The organism is Kaistella faecalis (assembly GCF_019195395.1).
Lineage (GTDB): Bacteria > Bacteroidota > Bacteroidia > Flavobacteriales > Weeksellaceae > Kaistella > Kaistella faecalis.
This window is the reverse complement of record NZ_CP078067.1, coordinates 1,500,230-1,525,127: the sequence shown is the minus strand read 5'-3', so window position 1 is coordinate 1,525,127 and position 24,898 is coordinate 1,500,230. Positions and strand designations below refer to the sequence as shown.

21 protein-coding genes and 1 tRNA gene are annotated in these 24,898 nt (G+C 40.8%); 14 read left to right on the top strand and 8 right to left on the bottom strand.

The annotated features are described in order from the left end of the window. The 3 genes from KTV93_RS07245 to KTV93_RS07235 form a co-directional block, all read right to left on the bottom strand. Positions 1 to 360, bottom strand: coding sequence for a response regulator (locus KTV93_RS07245; RefSeq protein WP_218248290.1), 360 nt, complete (start codon positions 358 to 360; stop codon positions 1 to 3). Between the two features lie 9 nt (positions 361 to 369). Continuing rightward, entirely contained in the window at positions 370 to 2,613 is a 2,244-nt protein-coding gene (locus tag KTV93_RS07240; protein ID WP_218248289.1) for a PAS domain-containing sensor histidine kinase, read from the bottom strand. 147 nt (positions 2,614 to 2,760) lie between these two features. Beyond that, a complete protein-coding gene (locus KTV93_RS07235; protein WP_218248288.1) occupies positions 2,761 to 4,554 on the bottom strand; it encodes a DUF885 domain-containing protein in 1,794 nt (597 codons plus the stop codon). Between the two features lie 174 nt (positions 4,555 to 4,728). Here KTV93_RS07235 and KTV93_RS07230 point away from each other — a divergent pair, with 174 nt between their 5' ends. The 7 genes from KTV93_RS07230 to KTV93_RS07200 all read left to right on the top strand — a co-directional run bounded on the left by KTV93_RS07230 (position 4,729) and on the right by KTV93_RS07200 (position 10,403). Then, complete coding sequence (locus KTV93_RS07230) at positions 4,729 to 5,190, top strand: hypothetical protein (RefSeq protein WP_218248287.1); 462 nt, start codon at positions 4,729 to 4,731, stop codon at positions 5,188 to 5,190. A 98-nt stretch (positions 5,191 to 5,288) separates the two neighbouring features. Next, complete coding sequence (locus tag KTV93_RS07225; RefSeq protein WP_218248286.1) at positions 5,289 to 5,969, top strand: MotA/TolQ/ExbB proton channel family protein; 681 nt, start codon at positions 5,289 to 5,291, stop codon at positions 5,967 to 5,969. Next, complete coding sequence (locus KTV93_RS07220; RefSeq protein ID WP_218248285.1) at positions 5,970 to 6,368, top strand: ExbD/TolR family protein; 399 nt, start codon at positions 5,970 to 5,972, stop codon at positions 6,366 to 6,368. Next, the gene (locus KTV93_RS07215) at positions 6,368 to 7,210 is read left to right on the top strand and encodes a ferric siderophore ABC transporter substrate-binding protein (protein ID WP_218248284.1); all 843 of its coding nucleotides are present in this window, start codon (positions 6,368 to 6,370) and stop codon (positions 7,208 to 7,210) included. Before KTV93_RS07220 ends, KTV93_RS07215 begins: the two co-directional genes overlap by 1 nt. A gap of 172 nt (positions 7,211 to 7,382) precedes the next feature. Then, positions 7,383 to 8,621, top strand: coding sequence for a bifunctional folylpolyglutamate synthase/dihydrofolate synthase (locus KTV93_RS07210; protein WP_218248283.1), 1,239 nt, complete (start codon positions 7,383 to 7,385; stop codon positions 8,619 to 8,621). A 53-nt stretch (positions 8,622 to 8,674) separates the two neighbouring features. After that, a tRNA-Val gene (locus tag KTV93_RS07205) sits at positions 8,675 to 8,749 on the top strand. Between the two features lie 118 nt (positions 8,750 to 8,867). Continuing rightward, positions 8,868 to 10,403, top strand: coding sequence for a YifB family Mg chelatase-like AAA ATPase (locus tag KTV93_RS07200; protein ID WP_218248282.1), 1,536 nt, complete (start codon positions 8,868 to 8,870; stop codon positions 10,401 to 10,403). 20 nt (positions 10,404 to 10,423) lie between these two features. Here KTV93_RS07200 and KTV93_RS07195 read toward each other — a convergent pair whose 3' ends face one another. Then, the gene (locus KTV93_RS07195) at positions 10,424 to 11,530 is read right to left on the bottom strand and encodes a DUF3078 domain-containing protein (protein ID WP_218248281.1); all 1,107 of its coding nucleotides are present in this window, start codon (positions 11,528 to 11,530) and stop codon (positions 10,424 to 10,426) included. A 150-nt stretch (positions 11,531 to 11,680) separates the two neighbouring features. Here KTV93_RS07195 and KTV93_RS07190 point away from each other — a divergent pair, with 150 nt between their 5' ends. The 4 genes from KTV93_RS07190 (at position 11,681) to KTV93_RS07175 (ending at position 15,952) form a co-directional block, all read left to right on the top strand. Next, positions 11,681 to 12,451, top strand: coding sequence for a rhomboid family intramembrane serine protease (locus KTV93_RS07190; RefSeq protein ID WP_218248280.1), 771 nt, complete (start codon positions 11,681 to 11,683; stop codon positions 12,449 to 12,451). 28 nt (positions 12,452 to 12,479) lie between these two features. Continuing rightward, the gene (gene dprA, locus KTV93_RS07185; RefSeq protein WP_218248279.1) at positions 12,480 to 13,589 is read left to right on the top strand and encodes a DNA-processing protein DprA; all 1,110 of its coding nucleotides are present in this window, start codon (positions 12,480 to 12,482) and stop codon (positions 13,587 to 13,589) included. A gap of 185 nt (positions 13,590 to 13,774) precedes the next feature. Then, positions 13,775 to 15,133, top strand: coding sequence for an NADP-specific glutamate dehydrogenase (gdhA, locus tag KTV93_RS07180; RefSeq protein WP_218248278.1), 1,359 nt, complete (start codon positions 13,775 to 13,777; stop codon positions 15,131 to 15,133). A 207-nt stretch (positions 15,134 to 15,340) separates the two neighbouring features. Beyond that, entirely contained in the window at positions 15,341 to 15,952 is a 612-nt protein-coding gene (locus KTV93_RS07175; protein WP_218248277.1) for a YdeI/OmpD-associated family protein, read from the top strand. Between the two features lie 10 nt (positions 15,953 to 15,962). On the opposite strand, the gene KTV93_RS07170 is transcribed toward KTV93_RS07175, so the two are convergent. Both KTV93_RS07170 and dinB read right to left on the bottom strand, forming a co-directional pair. Further along, entirely contained in the window at positions 15,963 to 19,031 is a 3,069-nt protein-coding gene (locus KTV93_RS07170) for a DNA polymerase III subunit alpha (RefSeq protein ID WP_218248276.1), read from the bottom strand. Beyond that, positions 19,031 to 20,209: a DNA polymerase IV gene (gene dinB / locus KTV93_RS07165; protein ID WP_218248275.1), complete on the bottom strand. Its 1,179-nt coding sequence runs from the start codon at positions 20,207 to 20,209 to the stop codon at positions 19,031 to 19,033. Before dinB ends, KTV93_RS07170 begins: the two co-directional genes overlap by 1 nt. A 61-nt stretch (positions 20,210 to 20,270) precedes the next feature. On the opposite strand from dinB, the gene KTV93_RS07160 reads away from it, so the two are divergent. From KTV93_RS07160 to KTV93_RS07150, 3 genes are all read left to right on the top strand, one after another. Further along, on the top strand, positions 20,271 to 21,068 hold the full coding sequence (locus tag KTV93_RS07160) for an XRE family transcriptional regulator (RefSeq protein ID WP_218248274.1): 798 nt from the start codon (positions 20,271 to 20,273) through the stop codon (positions 21,066 to 21,068). A 65-nt stretch (positions 21,069 to 21,133) separates the two neighbouring features. Beyond that, positions 21,134 to 21,760 (top strand): energy transducer TonB, encoded by a 627-nt coding sequence (locus KTV93_RS07155; protein ID WP_218248273.1) that lies wholly within the window; start codon positions 21,134 to 21,136, stop codon positions 21,758 to 21,760. Between the two features lie 24 nt (positions 21,761 to 21,784). Next, a complete protein-coding gene (locus tag KTV93_RS07150; RefSeq protein ID WP_218248272.1) occupies positions 21,785 to 22,216 on the top strand; it encodes a nucleoside deaminase in 432 nt (143 codons plus the stop codon). A gap of 36 nt (positions 22,217 to 22,252) precedes the next feature. Here the strand turns inward: KTV93_RS07150 and KTV93_RS07145 are convergent, their stop codons facing one another. Beyond that, positions 22,253 to 23,011 (bottom strand): type III pantothenate kinase, encoded by a 759-nt coding sequence (locus KTV93_RS07145; protein WP_218248271.1) that lies wholly within the window; start codon positions 23,009 to 23,011, stop codon positions 22,253 to 22,255. Positions 23,012 to 23,028: 17 nt separating this feature from the next. Further along, positions 23,029 to 24,873, bottom strand: coding sequence for a M1 family metallopeptidase (locus KTV93_RS07140; RefSeq protein ID WP_218248270.1), 1,845 nt, complete (start codon positions 24,871 to 24,873; stop codon positions 23,029 to 23,031). Between the last annotated feature and the right edge of the window lie 25 nt (positions 24,874 to 24,898).

Sequence of the window (24,898 nt, the reverse complement as noted above, 5' to 3'; positions counted from 1 at the left end):
TTAGGTGGTTTTTAAAAGCTCCTGAACTTTGTGAACCAAATCATCAATTTCGAAAGGCTTTGTCAGGAAATCATCTACCCCAATTGTTTCGCTGATTTTTGATGCGTCAGGATGTGCTGACATCAGCATGATTTTAATGTCCTGCGTTTGCGGATTCTGCTTGATGTCTTTGGTTAAAGTTCGACCGTCGAAACCCGACATCAGCATGTCGGTAATGATGAGTTTAGGTTTAGATTTTTCGATAATGGTATTAAAATCCTGAGGATTACAGCACGATTGCACGTTATAGCCTTCAGAAATAAGGATGTTTTCGATAAGCATACAGATGTCCCTGTTATCATCAACCACTAATATTTCCATAGTTTTTTCTTATAAATTCGTAAAAATTGGGAGGGAAAAATAAAATTTGCTGCCCTTATTCTTTTCACTTTCGACCCAGATTTTGCCGTCGTGGCGGTCCATAATATCCTTTACAATGAATAATCCGATACCGAAGCCTGGGAAAGTTTCTTCATCATCACCCGAAACCCTGTAAAATCGTTCGAAGATTTTCTTAAGTTCTTTACCGTCCATACCAATCCCGAAATCTTCAACAGAAACAACGGCATGATTTTTTTCTACATAAAGCTTAACATTAACGACAGTTGCCAGCGGTGAATATTTAATTGCGTTGGTCAGCAGATTATTAAGAACCTGAGTAATGCGTTCCTTATCGCCATAAACCTCAACATCGGTCGTGTGTTTCAGTTCAAAATTGATTTGGTGACTCTGTTCTGAAGCTTTTATATCTTCGATCGTTTCTGTAACCAGTTTCAGAAGGGAGAATTCCCGTTTGTTCAATGGAAGTTTGCCGGATTCCATTCGCGATATATCCAGAAGGTCCCCGATTAAGACCGTAAGTTTATTCACCTGATTTTCAATCGTGTTTAGAGAATTTACGAGAAACTTGTCCTCGGAATCTCCGCGCATTTTCTTCAGAAGCTGTACGTAACCTTTTATTGTCGTAACCGGTGTTTTCAGTTCGTGATTTGCCATTTTTATGAAATCGTTCTTCTGATTTTCCTGCCTCTTCATCTCATCAATATCGGTGCTGGTGCCCACCCATTTTGTCACATTACCCAGCTCATCCAGTTCCGGATAGGCGCGACTCATAAACCATCGGTATTCATTGTGTTTATTACGGAATCTGTGTTCGTAAGCGAAAGGTTTCTTTGTTTTTACGCTTTTTTCCCAGAGTCGTAAATTTTCTTTCTGCTCCTCGGGATGCACGATTTCGAGCCAACCGTTGCCATCAATAAAATGGTTATAATCCTTGCCTGAATAATCCAGGGTTGATTTATTGAAATAAGTAAGTTTCCCGTCGGGCTCACCAATCCAAACCATCTGAGGCATAGAATCGGCAAGGAATCTGTATTTTTTCTCGCTTGCGCTGATTTTCTCTTCGAAATTCTTCAAATCCGTGATGTCGCGGACGGTTCCCGAAATGTAAGCTTTACTGCCGTTGGCGGGAGGGAGAAGTCGGCCATAGAGTTCAATCCATTTTACACTGCCATCACGTAAAACAATTTTTGTCTGGTAATAAAGGTCACCGGTTTCTTTAGCTTCCCGCAAAGCTTCAGCGCGTGTTTTTATGAAGTTTTTATGAATGTGTTTCTCTAAAATATTGGAGCCTATGGTTTCTTTAGTAGCATCATACCCGAAAATCTCGAGGAATCTTGGCGAAAAATTGTATTTCTGCAGCGATTCCGGATCCATATCGAAAGTCCCAAGTTTGGTAGCTTCCATGGCGGTATTCAGCTGATGGTGGCTTTGCTTCAGCAAAATCTCACTTTTTTTTCTTTCACTAATATCCTGCATAACGCCTAACATTCTGGTAGGCTGTCCCAGGCCGTCAAAAAATACTTTCCCATTAGTCGCCACCCATTTTTCAACACCATTTTTATCGGTGATTTGGGCTTCATACTTGTAGATTCCCGTTTTCAGAGCTTCTTCAAAAGCTTTTTCCACAACATGTATGCGGTCGTACTCGGAAAGGTGGCTGCGTAACTGTTGGTGAGACACAAGTTCGTCACTTCCGTAGCCGAAGATTTCAGAAAGATAGTGCGAATGAATGACTTCCCTCGTTAACAGATTTAGCTCCCAGGTGGCTGTGTGGGAACTTTCTGTAGCGAGACGCAAACGTTCTTCATCTTCCTTAACTTTAGTTTTAATCTCAATCATTTCGGGAACTTCCATTGCAACGGTTACAAAACATTGAAAATTACCACTCTCATTGTATACTGGATGGTAAATAAAATTAAAATATACGTCCTGCAAAATTCCATTACGGACTAATTTGATGGAGAATTCGGGTGCATGAAAAGCATTACCTGTTTTTCTTACATTTTCACAATGCGGAATTATCTGTTCGCCAGTTTCAGGAAACAGATCGGAAAATTTTTTACCAATGACTTCATCACGGGTTTTATGAGCGATTTCCAGCCAGATATCGTTGGCAAATTCAACAATATACTCACCATTCATCAACGCAAAACCGAAAGGGGTTTTTTCCAAAACATTCGTAAGGAATCCTTCGGAAAGTGATGATGGTGAGATCGGAAAATTTACGCCCATGAACTGCTGATTAATATTTATAGTACTAAAATAACAAATTTACTAAAATTTTGTGTTAGCAGATGTAAATCATTAATCATAAATAATAAGGAGCACTATTTTAGCTTAATTTACATCCTTTTAATGAAAATAGTTAATTTAAACAACTTATTGCTTCTTTGCCCAGAGTTCCATTTTCCGGTCTAAAACGTCGAGGGGAAGACATCCCTGATTCAGCACTTCATCATGAAATTTCGCCAAACTGAATTTAGTGCCCAGCTCCTTCTGATATTGATCCCGAAGTTCACGGATTTTCAGTGCGCCAATTTTATAACTCAATGCCTGTCCCGGCATCGCCATATAACGCTCGATTTCTGCAGTTGCCGCAGCTTCATCGTACGAAATATTGCTCAGAAAATATTTAATGGCTTCCTCACGGTTCATGGTTCCGGAATGTAAGCCTGTATCAACTACCAGACGCACCGCACGAAGCATCTCATCACTAAGTGAACCCATTTTCTGATAAGGGTCTGTATAAAGTCCAAATTCTTTCCCAAGTGACTCGCAATACAGCGCCCAGCCTTCGCCATAAGCTCCGAACCAGCCGAACCGCATGAATTTGGGCAGTGAAGTGTTTTCCTGCTGCAGCGAAATCTGGTAATGGTGACCGGGAATAGCCTCGTGCAAAAACAGAGACTCCATGCCTGAAGTTACATTGAATTTTGTGGGATCCGGAATCGGGATATAGAAGATACCGGGTCTTTTACCGTCGGGAGTGCCCACCATATATTCGGCGCTTGCACTGGCTTCCCTAAATTTTTCGGTTTGGCGGATTTCGAAGGGTGTTTTTGGCGTTACTGTAAACATGGTTTTCAGCTTTGGTTCGATTTTCTTTAAAATACCGTTGAAGCCGTCCAAAACTTCTTTACTGGTTTTATATGGAAATGCTTTTGGATCGGTTTTAACATGGGCGATAAATTCGTCTAAGGTCCCGCTGAACTGTACTTTTTGTCTTACCAGTTCCATTTCGGCGCGTATACCCGCAACCTGTTCCAGACCTATCTTATTGATTTCCTCTGGGGTTTTACCGGTAGTCGTCCAGCTTTTTGCGTAGTAGGCATAGATTTCTTTTCCTTTTGGCAGCGCATTGATTCCATCTGAATTTCTGGCTTTAGGGAGGTACTCTTTCTCCAGGTAATCGCCCATCTTGGTGTATGACGGGATAATTTTTTTAGAAATTAATTCTTTAAATAATCCTGTTAATTTTTCTTTCTGAGCATCAGTAAAGTTTTTCGGGAAATTCTTCACCGGCCCGAAAAAAATATTCTTATCGAAATCTGTTGAAGTAATTTCCTCTGCACGCATCTGAGGAATCATTTTTACGACCAATTTCTTTGGCAGTACATAATTATTTGCAGTTCCTTCCCGGAAGTTTTCAATAGCGGTATCCATCCAAACCGGAAATTTTTCGGCTCTTTTCAGCCAGTCATCATAATCTTTTTCAGTTTTGAATGGCTGGCTTCCCTGCCCGCTTCCCAGCAAAGGAAAATCCAGCGGAAGGCCCCCAAACTGCGTGAAGGGAATGTATTCCGGATGGTAGGCATAGCGCTCTATTTTATCTTTCAACGTGTAATCTAACACATCATACGTGGTTTTATCTTCGTCGCTCAGGCTTTCATAATCAACTTTATCCAGTTGATTCTGCACCGTGTTATAAAAAGAGATTTCGCCGGAAATAAAATCCTTGTCAATATTGATGGGTAATTGGTCGTTATACCGCAAATCTCCCTGGGCAGTGGCTTCCAGCGGATAAAGCTTCAGATACTGCTCGTAGTAGTTTGCCGCAATTGAATCTATCTCGAGCGGCGTTTCTCTGGTGATGGGTGAATCGGATTTCTTGCAGGAAGCTAAACCGGCCGATATACCGATAATTATAAGTATTCTGTGAAAAATTTTATTCATTTCTTTTCTTTTTATGAATTGCTAAATTATAGTATTTTGTTTAAAAGTTTCAATTCAAAAAACCATATCTAGGGAAATTCAAAAAAGAAACAAATAATTTTGCGCAATCAATCAATTTTTTATCTTTGTTGGGTTAGATCACAAACAATTAATTAACACTATTTTCTTAAAGAAATGAAAGGGATTTTAAAAATCTACCACCCTGAAGAAACCCTTAAATATCACCTCAGAAGCACTTACTGCAAAGCGGTTTACAGCAACAAACAACATTTTCTGGAAGTGGAGATTATTACAGATGATTCGCTGGATCATGTAGATGATGATTCTCTGCAATATCCGTTTCCGCAGTTGTCGCTAAAGATCTTCGATTTTCTTATTGATGAGGCAGAACTTAACGGTAAAACCTTTGTGATCAATGATTCCGACGACGATACTTATACCGAGGTCGACCTGTTTGATGATGAAGACGCCTATCTCTACGATAACGAATTAAAATTCGATACGGATGCCGAAGGCGAACTGCAGCTTTACTGGAAAGGAAATATCGATGATTTCTACACCGGATCCGATGAACCAATTCCTTTCAAACTCAAATGTCATTTCAAGCCAGATGAAATCATTATAGAGGAAGAGTAATTTTCTGCGCTTGCTTTATCAATTAAACTTCTATTCATCGGCATTTTTACAATATTAATTTAAAATTGCCGTTCAACTTTATAATCAAGAATTAAAAAATGTTTTTACAAACTCCTACACAAGTCATTAATACCACGACCGAAAAACATGTGTTCTCTCTTTGGGAAATTCTTTTCAGTGGCGGACTGCTCGGTAATGCCATTATGATTTCAATCTTTCTGCTAGGGATTCTGGCGCTCTATATATTTCTCGAAAGATATTTTTTCATCAAAAGATCTTCCAAGGAAACCCCAAATTTTCTGGAAAACATTAAAGATTTTGTACAGGAAGGCAAAATACAGACTGCTGTAGATTACTGCAGAACCATCGACTCGCCAGAAGCAAGAATGATTGAGAAAGGTTTGGCAAGAATCGGAAGACCGATTTCTGACATTTCGAATGCGATGCAGAATCAGGGACAATTAGAGGTTTCGAAGCTTGAGAAAAACCTGAACATTCTGGCTTCCGCTTCGGGAGCGGCTCCCATGCTTGGATTCCTTGGAACAGTAGTAGGGATGATTATGGCTTTCTTCGAAATTTCAAATGTTACCGGTGCTGTGAGTCCTAAACTTTTGGCTTCCGGAATTTATACCGCGATGGCAACTACGGCTGTGGGTTTATTTGTAGGGATTCCTGCTTATTTCTTCTATAACATTTTGGTAACCAACGTTGACAGACTTGTTCTGAAAATCCAAACTCATGTTAACGACTTTCTTGATGCCCTAAACAAACCACTGTAAATGGAACTGAAACGCAGAAATAGAGTAAATGCTGAGTTCAGCATGGCATCGATGACAGATATTATTTTCCTGTTGTTGATCTTCTTCATGATCACCAGTTCGGCAATCAGCCAAAGCGCGATTGACGTGAAACTTCCGAAAGCCGACGCTACCAATCCCAGCGTTCAGGATCCGTCAACTGTAACCATTAAGGAAGATGGCAAATATTTTGTAAACGATAAGGAGATTCCGAAAGAACAGCTTGAAAATCTTCTGGTAACAGCACTGAAAGATGTGGCAAATCCCTCTTTCACTATTCGGGCAGATGAAAACACTAAGCACAAAGATGTGGTTTTTGTAATGGGAATCGCAGAAACGCATAAATTTAATTTAGCGATTGCAACCACTCAGGAGAATTAATGAATTACACCTTACAACATAAGAAAGCGGAAGAAAGAGACAGAAGGAACAGTGCGATCATTACTTTCCTTATTTCGCTGTTGGTTTTCCTTGGAATATTCTTTTATAAATTCACTAAAATTACCGAAAAGCCCGAGGAAATCACCACGATGCTGATTAATTTCGGTGATAACCAAAACGGCGCTGATGCCGAAGAACCTCCAAATCAGGAGGGAAGTTTAGCCGCAAATACTGAAGTTGCTATTCCAGAACCCGTTCAGGAAAATATTTCCGAAACCAAACCGGAAGCCAAAACCGTTGTTACAAAACCCGTGGTAAAAGAAAAAGTTATTACAGGAAATAGCACGAAAGTTTCAGCTCCCAAAGCCGAAAAGCCTGTGAAAGCAGCTCCAGCTACAACTTCAGCAAAAAAAGCCGTAACACCAAACTCCACTACCGGAACGGGCGACGGAAAAGGAACCGCAGCTGTCGGAAATTTAATTAAAGGGCGCGGTACCAAAACCGGCACTCAGGGAACAAACGGAACTACCGGAAACCAAGGCGACCCGCTGGGTGGCGATGGGAACGGCGACAGTAAAGTGGGTATCGACAGAAATCTCGTAGGTTTCATACCGGGAACTATGGGACGTGGCGGTGCTCAGCCTTCACATAACTGTTCTGCCAGCGGAACGATCAGCATTGCTTATACGGTAGATAAAGCCGGAAATGTTACTTCAGCGCGCAGATCTGGTGGGATTTCCGATCCCTGCGTCGCTTCGACTTCAGTAGCCTGGGTGAAACAGTATGTAAAAGCCGAAAGAGCCAGCACTTCATCAACAGGAACGTACCGAATTACCTTTTAATTTTTGGACGCTAATTCCCTGCTTTCACTACTCGCTTCCCTTATTGCGGAGAGCTCATACACGCCGTTCAATCAGGAGCATGTTCAGGATTTCACAAGATTTTTCAGGAATTTTAATGACATAAAATCCTTAAAAATTTCCTGAATTTAAAAACTTTAATCAAATTTACACCATGACAAATCAGGAATATCAGGAAGCGGTTGAATGGCTTTTTGTGCAAGCTCCGAATTACCAGATCGACGGAAAAAAAGCCTACAAACCCGGCCTCGAAAATATCACGAAACTCTGTGCGTTTTTCGGTAATCCACAGGATCAAATTAAGACCATTCATATCGGCGGAACCAACGGAAAAGGGTCTACAAGTAATATGCTCGCTTCAGTCCTTCAGGAATCGGGTTACAAAATCGGAATTTACAATTCACCGCACCTCATCGATTTTACCGAAAGAATCAAGGTGAACGGAAAAAACTGTGACCAGGAATTCGTCTACGACTTCATCCGGAAACTCAAAAAACTGCCTGCAGACATTCGACCCTCCTTTTTCGAATTCACAACAATCATGGCTTTCGAATATTTTGCGCAGCAAAAAGTAGATTTCGGCATTATTGAGGTCGGACTTGGCGGAAGATTAGACTCGACAAACATCATTAAACCTCTAGTTTCAGCCATCACCAATGTGGCACTAGATCATCAGAACATCCTTGGAAACACGATCGAAGAAATCGCAACAGAGAAAGCAGGAATCATCAAAAATAACATAACCATTATCAGCGGAGACGAAAATGAAACTGTAAAATCAATCATCAGAAATAAGGCTGCAGAAAATAATTCAGATTGGGTTGATGCAACTCTAATTAATGCCGAGTTACCTTCAGACTTAAAAGGGAATTATCAGCAGAGGAACATTAAAGTAGTTTTAGCACTTATAGACGAACTTAGAATTTTAGGAATGGAAATTCCACAGGAAAAGTTAAAAAGCGGCTTGCTGAATGTCCAGCAAAATACAGGTTTTATCGGCCGCTGGTTCGAGTTCTCAAAAGATCCGCTTATTATTTGTGACACCGGACACAATCAGGCAGGTTTGGAAGAGGTTTTTGCGCAGCTAAATTCTATTCCGAAATTCAAACATATTGTACTTGGCTTCGTAAAAGACAAAAAAATTGATGAAGTTTTAAAGATTTTACCCGAGAATTCGACCTTCTATTTTGCCAAACCTTACCTCAATCGTGGTCTCCACCCATCTTTTTACGAAGATCAGCTGAAAAAATCAAAAATAAATTACAAAATTTTTGATGAAGTGAACGGTGCGTATCTTTCTGCAAAACAGAATCTTAAAAACGGAGAGATGATTTTTATCGGGGGAAGCAACTTTGTAGTGGGAGAATTTCTTGAAAAAAATTTGCAGAAATAAAAAAAGCTTGTATATTTGCAACACCAAAATTTGAGACATCAAATAACGGATAAGGGCTCTTAGCTCAGTTGGTTCAGAGCATCTGGTTTACACCCAGAGGGTCGGGGGTTCGAATCCCTCAGGGCCCACAAACTCCTCAAGAAATTGAGGAGTTTTTTTTGTGCTTAACATCCAATATTCCGCTTCAGTATAAAATTTCCCAAAAACATCTTTTAATTTTTATTAATTTTATCTCAAAACACAGATATGCTAGTAAAAATTTACGGAAGCGCCATTTTCGGAGTTTCTGCGCAAACGATTACGATCGAGGTTAATGTAGATACTTCCGGCGTAGGCTATCATCTTGTGGGACTTCCCGATAATGCAATCAAAGAAAGCAGTTACAGAATTTCAGCAGCCCTGAAGAACGTAGGGTTTAAGATTCCCGGCAAAAAAATAACCATCAATATGGCGCCGGCGGATTTACGAAAAGAGGGCTCAGCATATGATCTCAGCATCGCCCTGGGAATTCTCTCCGCTTCAGAGCAGATCAAAGCCGAAGAAATAGGAAATTACATCATTATGGGGGAACTTTCTCTTGATGGTGGTCTTTTACCCATCAAAGGAGTGTTACCCATTGCAATAAAAGCACGGGAAGAAGGTTTTAAAGGAATCATTCTCCCGAAACAGAATATCCGTGAAGCTGCTATAGTAGATCAGTTGGAAGTTTACGGTGTCGAAAATATCAAAGAAGTTATCGATTTTTTTAATGAGGGAATCCCGCTGGAAAGAACTATTATTGATACCCGAAAAGAATTTCAGGATAAAATCAACTTCTTCCCGACCGATTTTTCTGAAGTGAAAGGCCAGGAAACCGCCAAACGCGCCATGGAAGTTGCTGCAGCGGGCGGACACAACATTATTCTTATCGGACCACCGGGAAGCGGCAAAACCATGCTTGCAAAGCGGGTTCCGAGTATTCTTCCGCCATTAACCCTGAAGGAAGCGTTAGAAACTACCAAAATACATTCTGTAGCCGGCAAAATTGGCACGGAAACTTCTTTAATGACGGTAAGACCTTTCAGAAGTCCACATCATACAATTTCAGATGTGGCATTGGTAGGAGGCGGGAGTTATCCACAGCCCGGGGAAATTTCCCTTGCGCACAACGGCGTTCTATTTCTGGACGAAATGCCCGAATTCAAAAGAACTGTACTCGAAGTAATGCGCCAGCCACTTGAAGACCGTGAAGTCACGATTTCACGCGCAAAATTCACCGTTAATTATCCTGCGAGTTTTATGCTCGTGGCGAGTATGAATCCAAGTCCCAGCGGCTATTTTCCGGATGATCCCAACAATACTTCCTCGCAGTTTGAAATGCAGCGGTATATGAATAAACTTTCGGGTCCTTTGCTCGACAGAATCGATATTCATATTGAAGTTCAGAAAGTGGAATTCGACCAGCTCTCTGACAGAAGAAAAGGCGAAAAAAGTGACGAAATCCGCACCCGTGTTTTAAAGGCGAGGGAAATTCAGACCAAAAGATACCACAACGCTGACATTCATTATAATGCCCAAATGGGTCCGAAGGAAATTGAAAAATACTGCGAACTCGATGAGACCTCGCAAAACCTCATCAAAACCGCGATGGAAAAACTGAATCTTTCAGCGAGAGCCTACGACCGAATCCTGAAAGTTGCCAGAACCATCGCCGATTTAGAACTCGCCGAAACCTTAAATTCGAGTCATATTGCCGAAGCGATTCAGTATAGAAGCCTCGACCGGGAATTCTGGAATGTTTAAATCTTTAGGAAATACGCCAGTTAATCTGCGAAAGGCTTAATCAACTTCTTGTTTTTCTCTCTGTTTTCGAAACCTAAATTGTACGAAAATCCGACACCCAGCGTCTGTTTCATCTGAAGTTTCTGAAGCTGGTCGTGATCATAAAGCAAATCAAGACTGATTACGGTGGAAATAAATTTGTTGAAACGGATGTTTAAAGTTCCGTTATATGCAATATCAACCCGTTCTGGGTGGGTTACATAGTTGCTGAAGAAGTTCACCTGATTTACCAGATTGATGTCTTTATAAATTTTCAGGCGGTAAAGAATGTTCACGAGCGCACCTAATTCCGAACGAACGCTTTGTCCGTCTCTTTCCAAACCATATTTCCCCGCTTTCTGCAGAAAAGGATCGGTAACGAAAGTGAATTTCCCGTTGACGGGTCTGAAAATTACCTGGAAATTTTCGTTCGGGTTGTAGGAGATACCGAGACCGGCATTTAAATAACCTGGTGACATAAATCTGGAAACCCTGTCTTCGAATTCAGGATTGGGCGTAACCGAATAATTGTAGCCGGGAGAAAACTGCGACAAAAACTGAAAACCGGTAGAGAGATAGAAATTCTTACCGATGTCATAACCGTAATTGGTCATGAGGTTGATGTAATCCTCAGTTTTTCGGGATGATTCTCCCTGTGTAGTCACAAAACCGTAACCAAGCTGAAGGTTGTTATCAAGAAAATGTTTGCGGTTCTTATAACTTAAATTATAATTGATTTTTCCGATAATGCCAATATTGTTATTCCCCCCGGAGTTCCAGTTCGAAAAAGATGATTGGTTGAACACCAGATTATTCTGGCCGAAGTAAAACCACCGTACCGGTTCTTTAAGTTTCAGGAGGTTATAAGGCGTGATTGGTATATCTTCTGTGATGTTGGAAATCACTACTTTATCGCGGATCACAATGGTATCTTTGAAATGCACATCGAAATTGACAAGTTTAGGATTGGCAAGACTGTCTAAATCCAAAGACACAGAATCCCATCGTCGCTGCGAAATCGAATCAATTTCCTTTAAAATATTTCTGCCTTCCTGGGAATAGGCAAACACCGACATCAACAATAAAAAAAAGGCAATAAACTGTCTCATAGGCTGCAAATTTAAGGCAAACATATAAAACCTTAAAACTTCAGCATCAATTGTTTATTACTTTTTGTCTTATTTTAGTTTTTCGATTGCTAAAGATTAGCCATATTTACTTAAAAATTATTTTGGTCACAGTTTTGACGAAAGAGAAGAATGCTAAAAGAATCCCTCAATTACAAGGCGGTAATTTACGCAGCCACAATGGTTTCGGCAATGTGGCTGGGATTTTTCCTGCAATATCTTGGCTTTTTTGATGGATGCAGCGGAGCCATTGTCCCGCTGAATCCCGACGGGTTGAAGGGTATTTTCTTCTCCCCTTTCCTGCACGGCAATCTCGAACATATTTTCGGGAATTCTGTTCCCATTTTCGTTCTCATCTTTCTGCTTTTTCAGTTTTATCCGTTCATTGCGAAAAAAGTCTTTTTCCTTGGCTGGTTGGCATCCGCATTTTTGGTTTGGCTGCTGCCTCCCATTGATATAATTACCGGCGAATTCAATTACGTGTGCATCATAGGCGCCAGCGGGATCGTATATGTACTTGCTTTCTTTCTCTTTTTCAGCGGCGTTTTTCGGTGGAATATGAAACTGCTTACCGTGTCCCTTATTGTCGCTTTGTACTATGGAAGTTTAGTTTGGGGCGTAATGCCAGAGGAATTATTCTCAAAGCTGGAAGAGCCCAGCAGAATTTCCTGGCAGTCGCACCTTTCCGGAGCGGTGGTAGGTATAATCATGGCGTTTGTTTTCAGGAAAACCGGCGAAAAGAACAAGCGTTTTATATGGCAGTTCCCGAACTACTATAGCGAGAAAGATGATAAACTTTGGCAGGAATACAAAGAAAACCATCCGGATGATTTTCAGGAGCTGCCTTATCTTAAAAAAGAAGATCCCTGGGATCATCTAGACAAAATCCGTAAAAATGAATAATTTTTAATAATTTTGAGAAAAATCGCCCATGTTCTCCGAAGAAACTCTCTATTCTGTTGCGCTTCGACACTGCCCGCTGATTGGCGACATGGTCTTCAGAAAACTGGTGAGCGAAGTAGGCTCTGCAAAGGAAGTTTGGGAATTATCGAAATCCGGGCTCAAAAACATTTACGGCATCGGCAGAAAAATTTCCCTGGAAATTGGGAATGAGGATCATTTAAAATTCGCTGAAAATGAACTCAAGTTCTGCGAAAAAAATAACATTCAAATCAACCTTCGGCATCTTGGAAACCTTCCCCATCAACTTAATGAATGCGAAGATGCACCAGCAATTCTTTACCAGAAAGGCTGCTACAACACCGCTCTCAAACCGGTAAGCATGGTGGGAACGCGCAACATCACTTCTTACGGAAAAAACTTTGTGCAGGATTTTCTGAATGAAGTGAAGGACAGAAAAATAATCACCATCAGCGGTCTTGCTTTAGGAGTAGATACTGAAATTCATGAAGTTTCAATCCAGAAAAATATTGCCACCGTTGCCATTTTGGCTCATGGATTCCACACGCTTTATCCAAGTAAGAACAGAAAACTTTCGGAAAGAATACTAGAAGACAACGGCGTTCTTTTTACTGAATTCAATTCCAGCCAAAAACCCGACCGCGAAAATTTTATCCAGAGAAACCGAGTTATCGCAGGTTTATCTCCCGCAACTATCGTGGTGGAAACTGCTTTCGGAGGTGGATCAATGAGTACAGCGACTTTTGCCAACAATTACAACCGGGAAGTATTCGCACTGCCCGGAAAGATTACAGATAAATACAGCCAGGGCTGCAATCACCTTATTTTTCAGAATAAGGCAGCAGCGATTTCTACGGTTTCGTCTCTCGTAGAGCAATTGGGGTTTTCTAATGATATCGAAAAAACAGGCGAACTGTTTCCGAGTTCAGAAATAAAGATTCAACTTCCTGAATTTCAGCAAACGCTTTTGCAATCGTTGGATAAAAATATTCCGCTTTCCCTTGATGAAATATCGGTGAAACTTCAGATCCCGTCTTATAAAATATTACCCGATTTACTTCAGCTTGAAATTTTAGGATACATCAAAGCACTTTCGGGAAGACAATATCTTGCCATTTAGCATTCAAGTGTTTTTAAAAATTTATTAATTTTCTGTTAACATTCAATAATTGATATTATAAGTGTTAAAATTATGAATTTAATAAAAATAAACTCTAATATCATTAATATTTTAGTAATTATTAAAATTTTTGTTGCAAGTTTTGAAAAAAAAATTAAATTTGTTGACAATATTAATCAACCCTTATGGAGAATTATAACGTAGACCAGAAAATTCAGGAATTCATGGCCAGAATTGAAGCTAAAAATCCGAATGAACCGGAATTTCTTCAGGCCGTAAAAGAAGTTGCAGTTACTGTAATTCCTTTCATTTCAACAAGAAAGCAATACACCGGAAAAAAACTTCTGGAAAGAATGGCCGAGCCGGAGCGAACAATAATTTTCCGCGTGCCGTGGGTTGATGACAAAGGAGAAATTCAGGTAAACCGCGGTTTCAGAATTCAGATGAACTCTGCAATTGGGCCATACAAAGGCGGAATCCGTTTTCATCCTACCGTAAATTTATCCGTTCTTAAATTTTTGGCTTTCGAACAGACTTTCAAAAACTCTTTAACAACATTGCCAATGGGTGGTGGAAAAGGAGGTGCAGATTTCGATCCACAGGGAAAATCTGATATGGAAATCATGCGTTTCTGCCAGGCTTTCATGACGGAAATGTGCAAACACATTGGTCCTGAAACTGACGTTCCTGCTGGAGACATTGGTGTTGGAGCAAGAGAAATCGGATATTTATTCGGTCAGTATAAAAAAATAAGAAACGAATTTACAGGAGTTCTAACCGGGAAAGGTTTGGCTTACGGTGGTTCATTAATCCGCCCGGAAGCAACAGGTTACGGTGTGGTATATTTTGCTGAGCAGATGCTTAAAACCATTGGTCAGGATTTCAAAGGAAAAACAGTTTGTGTTTCAGGTTTCGGGAACGTAGCCTGGGGTGTGGTTAAAAAAGTAACTGAATTAGGCGGAAAAGTACTTACCATTTCCGGTCCTGATGGATATATCTATGATAAAGACGGAATTTCCGGCGAAAAAATTGAATATCTACTTGAACTTCGTGCATCCGGCAATAACAGAGCCGAAGATTATGCGAAGAAATTCCCAACTGCAGAATTCCATGCAGGAAAACGCCCTTGGGAAGTAAAATGTGATGTTGCAATTCCTGCAGCAACACAGAACGAACTTAATTTGGAAGATGCAAAAAATCTGGTAGCAAACGGAGTAATCTGCGTTACCGAAGCTGCAAATATGCCTTCAACTTTAGATGCAATTAATTATTTCCTGGAGAAGAAAGTTCTTTTCTCCCCGGGGAAAGCTTCCAATGCTGGCGGCGTTGCAACTTCCGGTTTAGAAATGACCCAGAACTCTATCCGATTAAACTGGTCATCAGAAGAAGTTGATGCGAGACTGAAGGAAATTATGATCGGTATTCACAAAGCTTGTAGAGATTACGGTAAAGAAGAAGACGGCTATGTAAACTACGTGAAAGGTGCGAATATCGCAGGTTTCGTAAAAGTGGCTGAGGCCATGCTTGCGCAAGGTGTAGTATAAAATTAAAGCCGGATTGCCTCCGGCTTTTTTCATTAAATCCTGTCCCGGGAAAATGGGTAAAAAGTAAAATGAAAGGATAAAGAGCATTGAGTTTTCAATGCTTTTTATTTTGGTGCAAACTGAGCTGCAATTTCATTTCTGAGCTTTTTTCATGTGTTGTAAATTCTGTATTCCGAAAATTATTATTTTTACTTAAACATTTAAATCATGTCTACAGCAGATCCACGAATCGATGCCTATATTGATAATGCCCAGCCATTTGCAAAACCCATTCTCCATTATCTTCGTGAAATCATCCACGAAACCTGCCCCGATGTTGAGGAAGGCTGGAAATGGAGTTTCCCGCATTTCATGTATAAAGGAAAAATTCTCTGTGCTTTCACGGCATTCAAGCAGCATTGCGGCTTTGGTTTCTGGCTCGAAAAGGAAATGAAAACCATTACGGAACTTACCAAAGATGCCGAAAGAACCGGAATGTTTACGTTAGGAAAAATTACAAGCATCGACGACCTTCCATCGAGAGTTCTACTGAAAGCGGCGATTAAAGAAGCCATGGATCTTACCGATATGGGCGTTACGCTGAAGAAAGCTGCTCCCGAAAAGAAAGCAACAGAAGTTCCGGCCTATTTTTCTGAGGCACTCAATCAAAATACTGATGCTAAAAAAGTCTTCGGAAACGCATCGCCATCCTTTAAAAAAGAATACATCATGTGGATCACCGATGCAAAGACTGAAGCCACCCGCAACAAAAGAATGGAACAGGCGCTGGAATGGATTGCTGAAGGCAAAGGACGCAACTGGAAATACGAAAAACGCTGAGTTTTTTACTCTAGCTACTGAGTTTATGACGCGGTAAACCGATTTCGTGCTCCTGAGGATAAGGTTTCCGGAACGTCATGCTTACATCTTCTTTTAGCTGCCGGTGAATATCGTATTGTTTCTCTTTGTGATAAGCATAGCGCGGATCCGGAATCATGGGCATTTTAGCCATTTTGGTAATGGTAATCGTCGGGAAATGATAATCTACCTCAACCGTTCCCAACAGCAGATAACATCCGCCACCCATAAAATCGTAGTTTCTCAGGGAATCCGGAAAATGCGCCGTGTCGAAATAATCGCCGTTCACGTCGATCCAGGTGCCGAAATACATGGTTCCCTTTTTGGTCGGCACGTGTTTTCGGGAAATGAGATATGCCAACATCTTTACCTGTTTTTTATGATTTTTCAGCAGGTCTTTCACAAAAACCGAACCTCTGTACTTAGTTTCCAGAAGATCAAACGGCGTGCAGGAAACCGGGAATCCAAGGATTTCAATCTCATCAAAAGCGTCCTCAAAAAAATCCCTTTTCAGTTCCGGAAGTTGGTATTCCTGAACAGGTTCTTCAAACAGCATTTTACCTCTGTTTTCGGGTTTGAAATTGATCAACAGTAATCTTGCTTCAATCAGAAGTTCATTTTTCTGTTTTCCTGTAAACCGGAACGCACCGATAAATATCAGAATCTGTACTCCTTCAATCCCAATCGGGATGCGTCGGATAAAGTCTTCGAGTGATTTATAATTGCCGTTTCTCTCCCGTTCTTCGGAGATAAGCTGCGCAATTTTGGAATCAAGTGACTGAAGGTGCATAAATCCCAGAAAAATGTTTTTTCCTTTCAGTGAAGTCTGAAATTCGCTTGTATTCACGCACGGATTCTGAATAATTCCGCCCGACATTTTCGCTTCATGAACATAAACTTCAGTGCGGTAAAAACCACCCTGATTATTAATGACCGAAACCATAAATTCCAGCGGATAATAAACCTTTAGATATAAACTCTGATAACTTTCTACCGCATAAGAAGCCGAATGCGCTTTACAGAAAGAGTAACCGGCAAAAGACTGAATCTGTCGGAAAGCTTCGGTGGTCATCTGCTCCGAATGTCCTTGTTTTTTACAGGATTCAAAAAAGTTGTTTTTTACTTCATTCAGTTTCTGAATTGATCTTTCTTTCCCGCTCATGGCTCGTCTCAGAATATCACCATCGGCATGACTGAGTCCGCCAAAATATTGCGCAATTTTAATCACATCTTCCTGATAAACCATGATTCCGTAGGTTTCTTTAAGATTTTCTTCAAACACAGGATGAAAATATTCAAACTGATTGGGATGGTTGTGACGGAAAATATATTCCTTCATCATTCCGCTTTGCGCCACACCGGGCCGGATGATGGAAGACGCCGCTACCAAAGTTCTGTAATCACCGCATTTTAAACGTCTTAGAAGCCCGCGCATCGCCGGACTTTCGATATAGAAACATCCTATTGTTTTGCCTACTGCTAAATATTCATTACACAACGCTTCATCTTTAGAAATAGAAGTATCGCGAATGTCAACCTCGATTCCGCGGTTTTTTTTGATGAGTTCTACCGTGTCACTGATGGTTCCCAAGCCGCGCTGCGAAAGAATATCAAATTTTTCAAGACCGATGTCTTCAGCCACATTCATATCAAACTGAACGATAGGAAATCCTTTTGGAGGCATTTCCAGGGCAGAATAATTCGTAATAGGTTCTTCCGAAATCAGAATTCCACAGGCATGCATGCTTCTCTGGTTGGGAAATTTTTCCATCAGTTTGCCATATTCGTGAACCAGTTTTACCACTTTATTGCCGTCATGAGTTTCCATGGGCTTTGTCGCAAGATCATCTAGTTCTTCTTTGGGCAGGCCAAATGCTTTCCCCACTTCCCGGAATATCGACCGGTATTTGAATTCGACATTGGTTCCGCAAAACGCAACGTGATCTTTTCCGTATTTGTTAAAAATATATTCGAGAATAGTGTCTCGGTTTTGCCAGCTCCAGTCGATATCAAAATCCGGTGGCGAAGTCCGGTTGAGATTCAGGAAACGTTCAAAATAAAGATCCAGTTCTATCGGACAGATATCGGTAATCCCGAGACAGTAACTCACGATAGAATTGGCTCCGCTCCCGCGCCCAACGTGCATAAATCCCATGCGGTTGCTGTACTGAATGATATCCCAGGTGATGAGAAAGTACGCGGAAAATTTGAGATCGCCAATTACTTTAAGTTCTTTTTCAACTCTTTTTTGGGCAGCTTCATTATCGCCATATCTTTTCTGCAATCCTTCATAAGCCAGATTTGTCAAAAGTTTCATGTCTTCTTCCTGAGAACCGGTAAAATATTTTTTGTTTTTGTTTTCGGTGCTTCGGGGTTCCTTGTAGGTAAATTCAAAGCTGCATTCAGAAAGAATCTTCTTTGTGTTTCTGATGATTTCAGGATATTGACTGAATGATTTAATTACACTTGTTTCAGGTTTCAGATATTCTGATTTGCTGCAAATGTCTTCGTCAGAAAGTTTGGAAAGCAAAGTATTGTATTCAATTGCCCTTAAAACCCGGTGTAAATTATATTCTTTTTTGGTGCTGAAAGTTACCGGATGCAGAATTACCATTTTGTCGGTTCTGCTCTTAAACTCCGGACGGATCATTAAGTTCAATTCTTCTTCACGCAAACCTATAAATTCATTCTCATTAAGCGTTTCCGGGATGTTGTTGATGGGATAAATCACAAAAACCTGCTCAAACAACGGTGCTTTTTCAGTAAGTTCCGCGCCATCACAACTATGTGCGGTCAGCACGCGGTTGATTTCTCCTATCCCGCTGAATTCCTTCGCCACAGCAATGTAGAGCAGCTTGTTCCCTTTTCTTACTTCGACACCTGCGATTGGTTTGATTCCATATTCTTCGCACTTTTTTTTGAATTCATAGATTCCGGTAACGGTATTAATGTCCGTTAAAACTAATTCTTTAGTTCCTGATTCATAAGCCTGCTGCACCAATGCATCAATGGAGAGCGTGCCGTAGCGTAAACTGTGATATGAATGACAGTTCAGGAACATTATTTACACATTTTTTGAGCATCAACATTCCCCTCAGAGAAATCAAATCCCGAAGCCCGCCTAACCGCATCGGAGCCAAAGCGGTTTTTGAGACGGTCCATGGTTTGGTAAAGATTCATCAGTTCTTCGGTATCTTCGAAAAGATTCATCTGGTGATTCCCATGAACTAATCCGGTAAAACGTAAGCCAATCAAGCGCAGGCGCATTCTGCGGGTGTAGATTTTGTTAAACAGATCCAAAGCAATCCTGGAAAGGGTATGATCTGCTGCAGTATAAGCCACCTTGCACTGTTTGGTCTCCGTATCGAAATTGGCGTAACGGATTTTGATGACCACGGTGGAAGTGAGCCATTTTTCTTTGCGCAATTGATAAGCGAGTTCTTCTGCCATTCCTGAAATCAGGCTTCTCATTGCAAACACATCCATAGTATCATTAGAAAAAGTATGTTCTTTTGAAATTGATTTTCTCTCCGAATAAGGAATGACAGGTGCCTCATCGATTCCGTTGGCTTTTTTCCAGAGCTCTGTTCCGTTCTTGCCAATCATTTGCTGAAGGGCCAAAACCGGCATTTCTGAAAGGGTTTTGATGGTCCGGATTCCAACTCTGGAAAGCAGTTGAAAAGTCGCCTCTCCTACCATAGGAATTTTGCGGATGGATAAAGGGTTTAGAAATGGGCGGATTTCTTTTTCTTTGATTTCAAGTTTTCCGCTGGGCTTAGATTCTCCGGTTCCGATTTTGGAAACTGTTTTGTTGGTAGAAAGTGCAAAACTGATCGGCAATCCGGTTTCTTTGGTTACTTCAGCGGCAATTTCCTGGGTCCACTGGTAGCAGCCAAAAAATTTATCCATTCCGGTAAGATCCAGATAAAACTCATCAATACTCGCTTTTTCCATCACAGGGACACGCTGCTGAATAATTTCGGTGACGTTATGCGAGAGTTTCGAGAACATTTCATAATCACCTTTCACCACTTTTGCATCGGGACAAAGTTTCAGTGCCATTCTGATGGGCATCGCCGACCGCACCCCGAAATAGCGGGCTTCATATGAACACGATGCCACCACGCCACGCTCGCCACCACCGATGATCAGGGGAATTCCGTTCAACTCACTGTTGTGAAGCCTGACGCAGGACACAAAAAAAGCATCCAAATCCATATGTGCAATCGCATGATTCATGACGCAAAATTAGTTACGTTTTTAAACAATTTTCGTATTTTTGTTGTTACAAATTGTAACAATGTCGATTTTTTCAGATAACATCAGGTTTTTAAGAGGTAAAAAAGAAATCACCCAACAGGAATTAGCGGATACGTTAATCATCACGCGGTCGCGCTATGTTTCCTACGAAGACGGTCGCTCGGAACCGCCAATTGAAGTATTGGTGAAAATCTCGAAATTCTTCAACATCAGTATTGATCTTCTGGTTTCGGTTGATATCCGAAAATATCCGCTTGACGAAATTCTGCGATTACCCGACAACCGAATTGTGCTTCCAGTTGTGGTAGATAAATTAGGAAACAACAGCATCGAAATCATCCCTCAGAAAGCGTCGATGGGTTATTTATCGGGCTACAGTGACCCTGAATATATTGAAAGCCTGCAAAGAATTTCGCTCCCGTTCCTCACCAACGGAAAGTACAGGGCTTTTCCGGCGCAGGGAGATTCGATGCCGCCTTTTAAAGATGGTTCATATATTATCGGAAAATATCTTGAAAGAATTGATGATTTAAAAGAGAATAAAAGTTATGTATTTGTGACGCTGAATGACGGCATTTCTTATAAACGCTTCAAGTCCAAAAACGAAAAATCAATTACGGTAACCGCAGATAATTCTTTTTATGAACCGTATGAAATTTCTTTTTATGAAATTGTAGAAATCTGGCAGTATGCTTCCGGGATTTTTCCTGAAGATTTCGAACCTTATCATTTTGAAAATCACAACTTAAAAGATATGTTTCTGGAACTGAGAAAAGACATCCGCGATCTTAACATAAAGGTTTCCGGCCTCAAAGAGGAGCAAAACTCAATCGGGTAACAAATAAAATCTTTAAAAATTGTTATCGATATTTTTAACTATTTTTACATTATATATAAACACAAGTGAGTAAAAAATTAGTTTATCTGATGCTGTTGGTCTGCGCAAATTTTTTCTTTGCACAACAAAATGATGAGTTCAGAAGTGCGAAAGACTATTTCGATTATCAGAGGTTTATGCTGAATAATGAGTTCAAAAAAAAGTTTGATAACGAGAAAAATATAGAACAGAAAATCGCCATTAAAAGAGACTTTTCCGAATTTATGGTGAAACTCGACAGCATTCAGAATACCGCATTTATAGGAACTTTAATTAAAGTTAAAAACCGCGAGGATTTAGAAAAAATTACCGTTAAAAATCTGCCCGAACTCCATTTAAATCCGAAAAAAGAAGACCTGAATAAGGAAGCCCAATATCCGGGCGGATTCGAAACTTTAAGGAAACAGGTCGCTGATCTATTTTATACCGATTCGGTTTTACCAGATCAAAAACTTCTGAAAACCAATGTGGTTTTTGTTGTAGAAAGGGACGGAAGCATTGGAAATGTGCATGCAGAAGGCGATAATTTCACTTTCAACCGCCAGGCTGAAATCGCCATGTATCTTCTACCCGAAAAATTTTCTCCCGCAATCATCAACGGAACTGCGGTTCGGTACAGGTTTCGGTTGCCTTTATCCATGAATTTTGACTGATATTTAATAACGTATTTCAGAATTATGTTTACCGACGAATATTACATGAAAATGGCGCTTCAGGAAGCCCAGACTGCTTTGGAAAAAGACGAGGTTCCCATTGGCTGCGTAATTGTCTCCAACAACCGCGTGATTGCAAAAGCCCACAACCTTACGGAAACACTGAACGATGTTACGGCGCATGCGGAAATGCAGGCCATCACTTCTGCAGCTAATTATCTCGGCGGGAAATATCTGAGAAACTGCACCATGTACGTAACGCTTGAGCCCTGTGTTATGTGTTGCGGCGCGCTGAACTGGTCGCAGATTTCGAAAGTGGTAATTGGTGCGCGCGACGAACAGCGAGGTTTCATTAACAAACATCTAACGCTACATCCCAAAACGGAAATTGTGCTTGATGTTCTTGAAGGCCAATGCTCGCAAATCGTAAAAGATTTCTTCCAGAATAAAAGATAATCTCAAATTACCATTATACAAACTTCTTTGCGAAGTTTACAGATCTCTTCCTAAATAGTAAAGACCTTTCAGCGTGTGAAGGCGGTCCGCCACATGAATTTTTTCGGTAAGCGGCTTGTAAACATGCGAAACCCCACCCGTAGCAATCACGAAACAGTCTTCCTGAACTTCTTCGTTAATGCGGTCGATAAAACCTTCCACCATTCCCAAAAATCCGTACACCATACCGCTCTGCATACAGGAAACGGTATCAAGCCCTAAAACTTTTTTAGGCTTTACCAATTCAATTTCAGGAAGTTGCGCAGTGTCATGAATAAGCGAATTAAGCGAAGTGATGATTCCCGGCGCGATGATTACGCCTAAAGTTTCGCCATTTTCATCAATACAGCTTGCCGTTAAAGCCGTACCAAAATCGAAAATAATTTTCTTCCCATCGGGATAAAGATGATGTGCAGAAACCAGATTTGCGTAAATATCCGTTCCCATTTGTCTGGACTTCGGCTGAACTCCGGAATAGGTATTTCTGTCGACAATTACCGGTTTTTTACAATGAATTTTCTGAATCGCGCGGGTAATATCGTAAGTGAGTTGCGGAACTACCGAACCAATGATGATTTTATCGATATTCTCGGCATTGATTTTATGCGTCTGATACATCATCATAAACTGCATCTGCAGTTCGTCGCTGGTACGGTAAGGTTTTGTATTTAGAATCCAGGAAATATCGCAGTTTTCATCATTGAAAAGTCCAAATCTGATATTGGTATTCCCGATGTTAATTACAATTGAAGTCATTAAAACAGTTTTAAATATTACTTAACCTCAACAATATTATCTTCAGGATTTACATCGGCCATTCGCTGCGAGAAGTCGATTCCTACTACGGAAATCTGATCTTTTGTATACGGAACGGTGATTTTGTACTCTTTCTGCGTCCAAGGCCAGTAATTAAGCGTAGTGAAATTACCGTAGATATCTTTACTTTTCCAGACATGGGTCATATTTAACGGAATATGATAATTGATCACCTTTTTATCTTTAGTCATGACGGAGAAATCTACCGGCATTGGAATTTGCCCTTTATTTTCTAAGGTGATGGTTGTTGATGCTGCACCGTACTCGATATTTTTCACCGCATAGTCGATCGTATTAGTTGTATTGATCCAGTAATGGTGAAACCACTTCAGGTCCATTCCCGAAATTTTCTGTGCAACATGCATGAAATCGCGGTCGGTAGGATGTTTGAGTTTCCATTGGCTGTAGAATTCTTTCATTACTAAAGACAGATTCTGCTCACCCATGATATAACCTAACTGTACCAAAAACAAATCGCCTTTTACATAAGACGCAATGGAATATGCCCGACCATCGTCATGATGATCTGCCAGCCACACCGCAGGTTCCTCCTTTCCGGTTTTGGCAAAGTTTACATACGATTTTATGGACCCCACAAAAGGATTTGCCACTGGTTCTTTCGGCGGGAATAACTGGTGCATCACATAATCATCATAATAACTGGTGAAGCCTTCGTCCATCCACGGTCTCACACTTTCGTTGTAGGCCAAAATCTGTTGGTTATAAGAGTGTCCGCCTTCGTGAACCATTAATCCAACCAACCCTTCAAGCGATCTTCCTTCTCCTAAAATCATGGTGCACATTCCGTATTCCATTCCGCCGTCGCCGCCCTGAATGAAGGAATAAGACGGATAAACATACTGCCCGAAAGCTGCGTTCATCAACTGGAAAAATTTAGTAACGTAAGGCTTAGACTCTTCCCAAAGTTTTGTTTTTTCCGATTTTTGGTAAACATAATACACTTTGGGTCCATCCAGAATAGTGAATTCCTCCACTGTATAATCTCTGTCGGCAGCCCAGGCAAAATCGAGGAGATTTTTAGCGGTCCACCGCCATGTTGCTTTATTCTTGCTGTCGGATTTTATATTTGCTTTAGCATCGTAACCTTTAACTTCGAGCGGGTTTTCAAGCGTTCCGCCGGCGCCAATCACATAATCTTTGTCAATTTTAATGGAGACATCGTAATCAGAAAACGGCGCATGAAATTCCCTTCCGATATAATCGAAAGTTGCCCACCCATCGTAATCGTACTCAGCGATTTTCGGGTACCACTGTGTCATTGTCATATCAATTCCTTCGCGGTTGTTTCTGCCGGCACGACGGATCTGATGCGGAATCACTGCATCCCATTCCATCGTAAATGTTGTGGTGGAGTTTGGTTTTAATGGTGTATTCAATTCCACTTTCATAATGCTTTCCTGAATTTCAAATTTCAGATTTTTGCCATTTTGTTTGATCCAATGGATATTTTGGGCACCTTCTTCCTCCTTCGGAATTGAGGCTAATCTTGAGACCCCATTGACCTGCAGTCTCGAATCTCCGTTTTTGCCTTGGTTCTGAACCCGCTGATCCATCATTGATCCAGGCTTAAAAGCATTCCAGTAAAGATGAAAATACACCACTTTCAGTTCATCGGGTGAATTATTGGTATATGTTAAGGTTTGGTTTCCTTTATAAGTAAAATTGGGTGCGTCAACATCAATATCCATTTTATACTTCGCAAACTGCTGATAGTATGGTGATTGTTGTGCTGAAAGCATTCCGAAAATAAACGCGAAAACTACGATAAGGCCTTTGTTCATCTTTAATCAATTTTTAAAAGCGAAA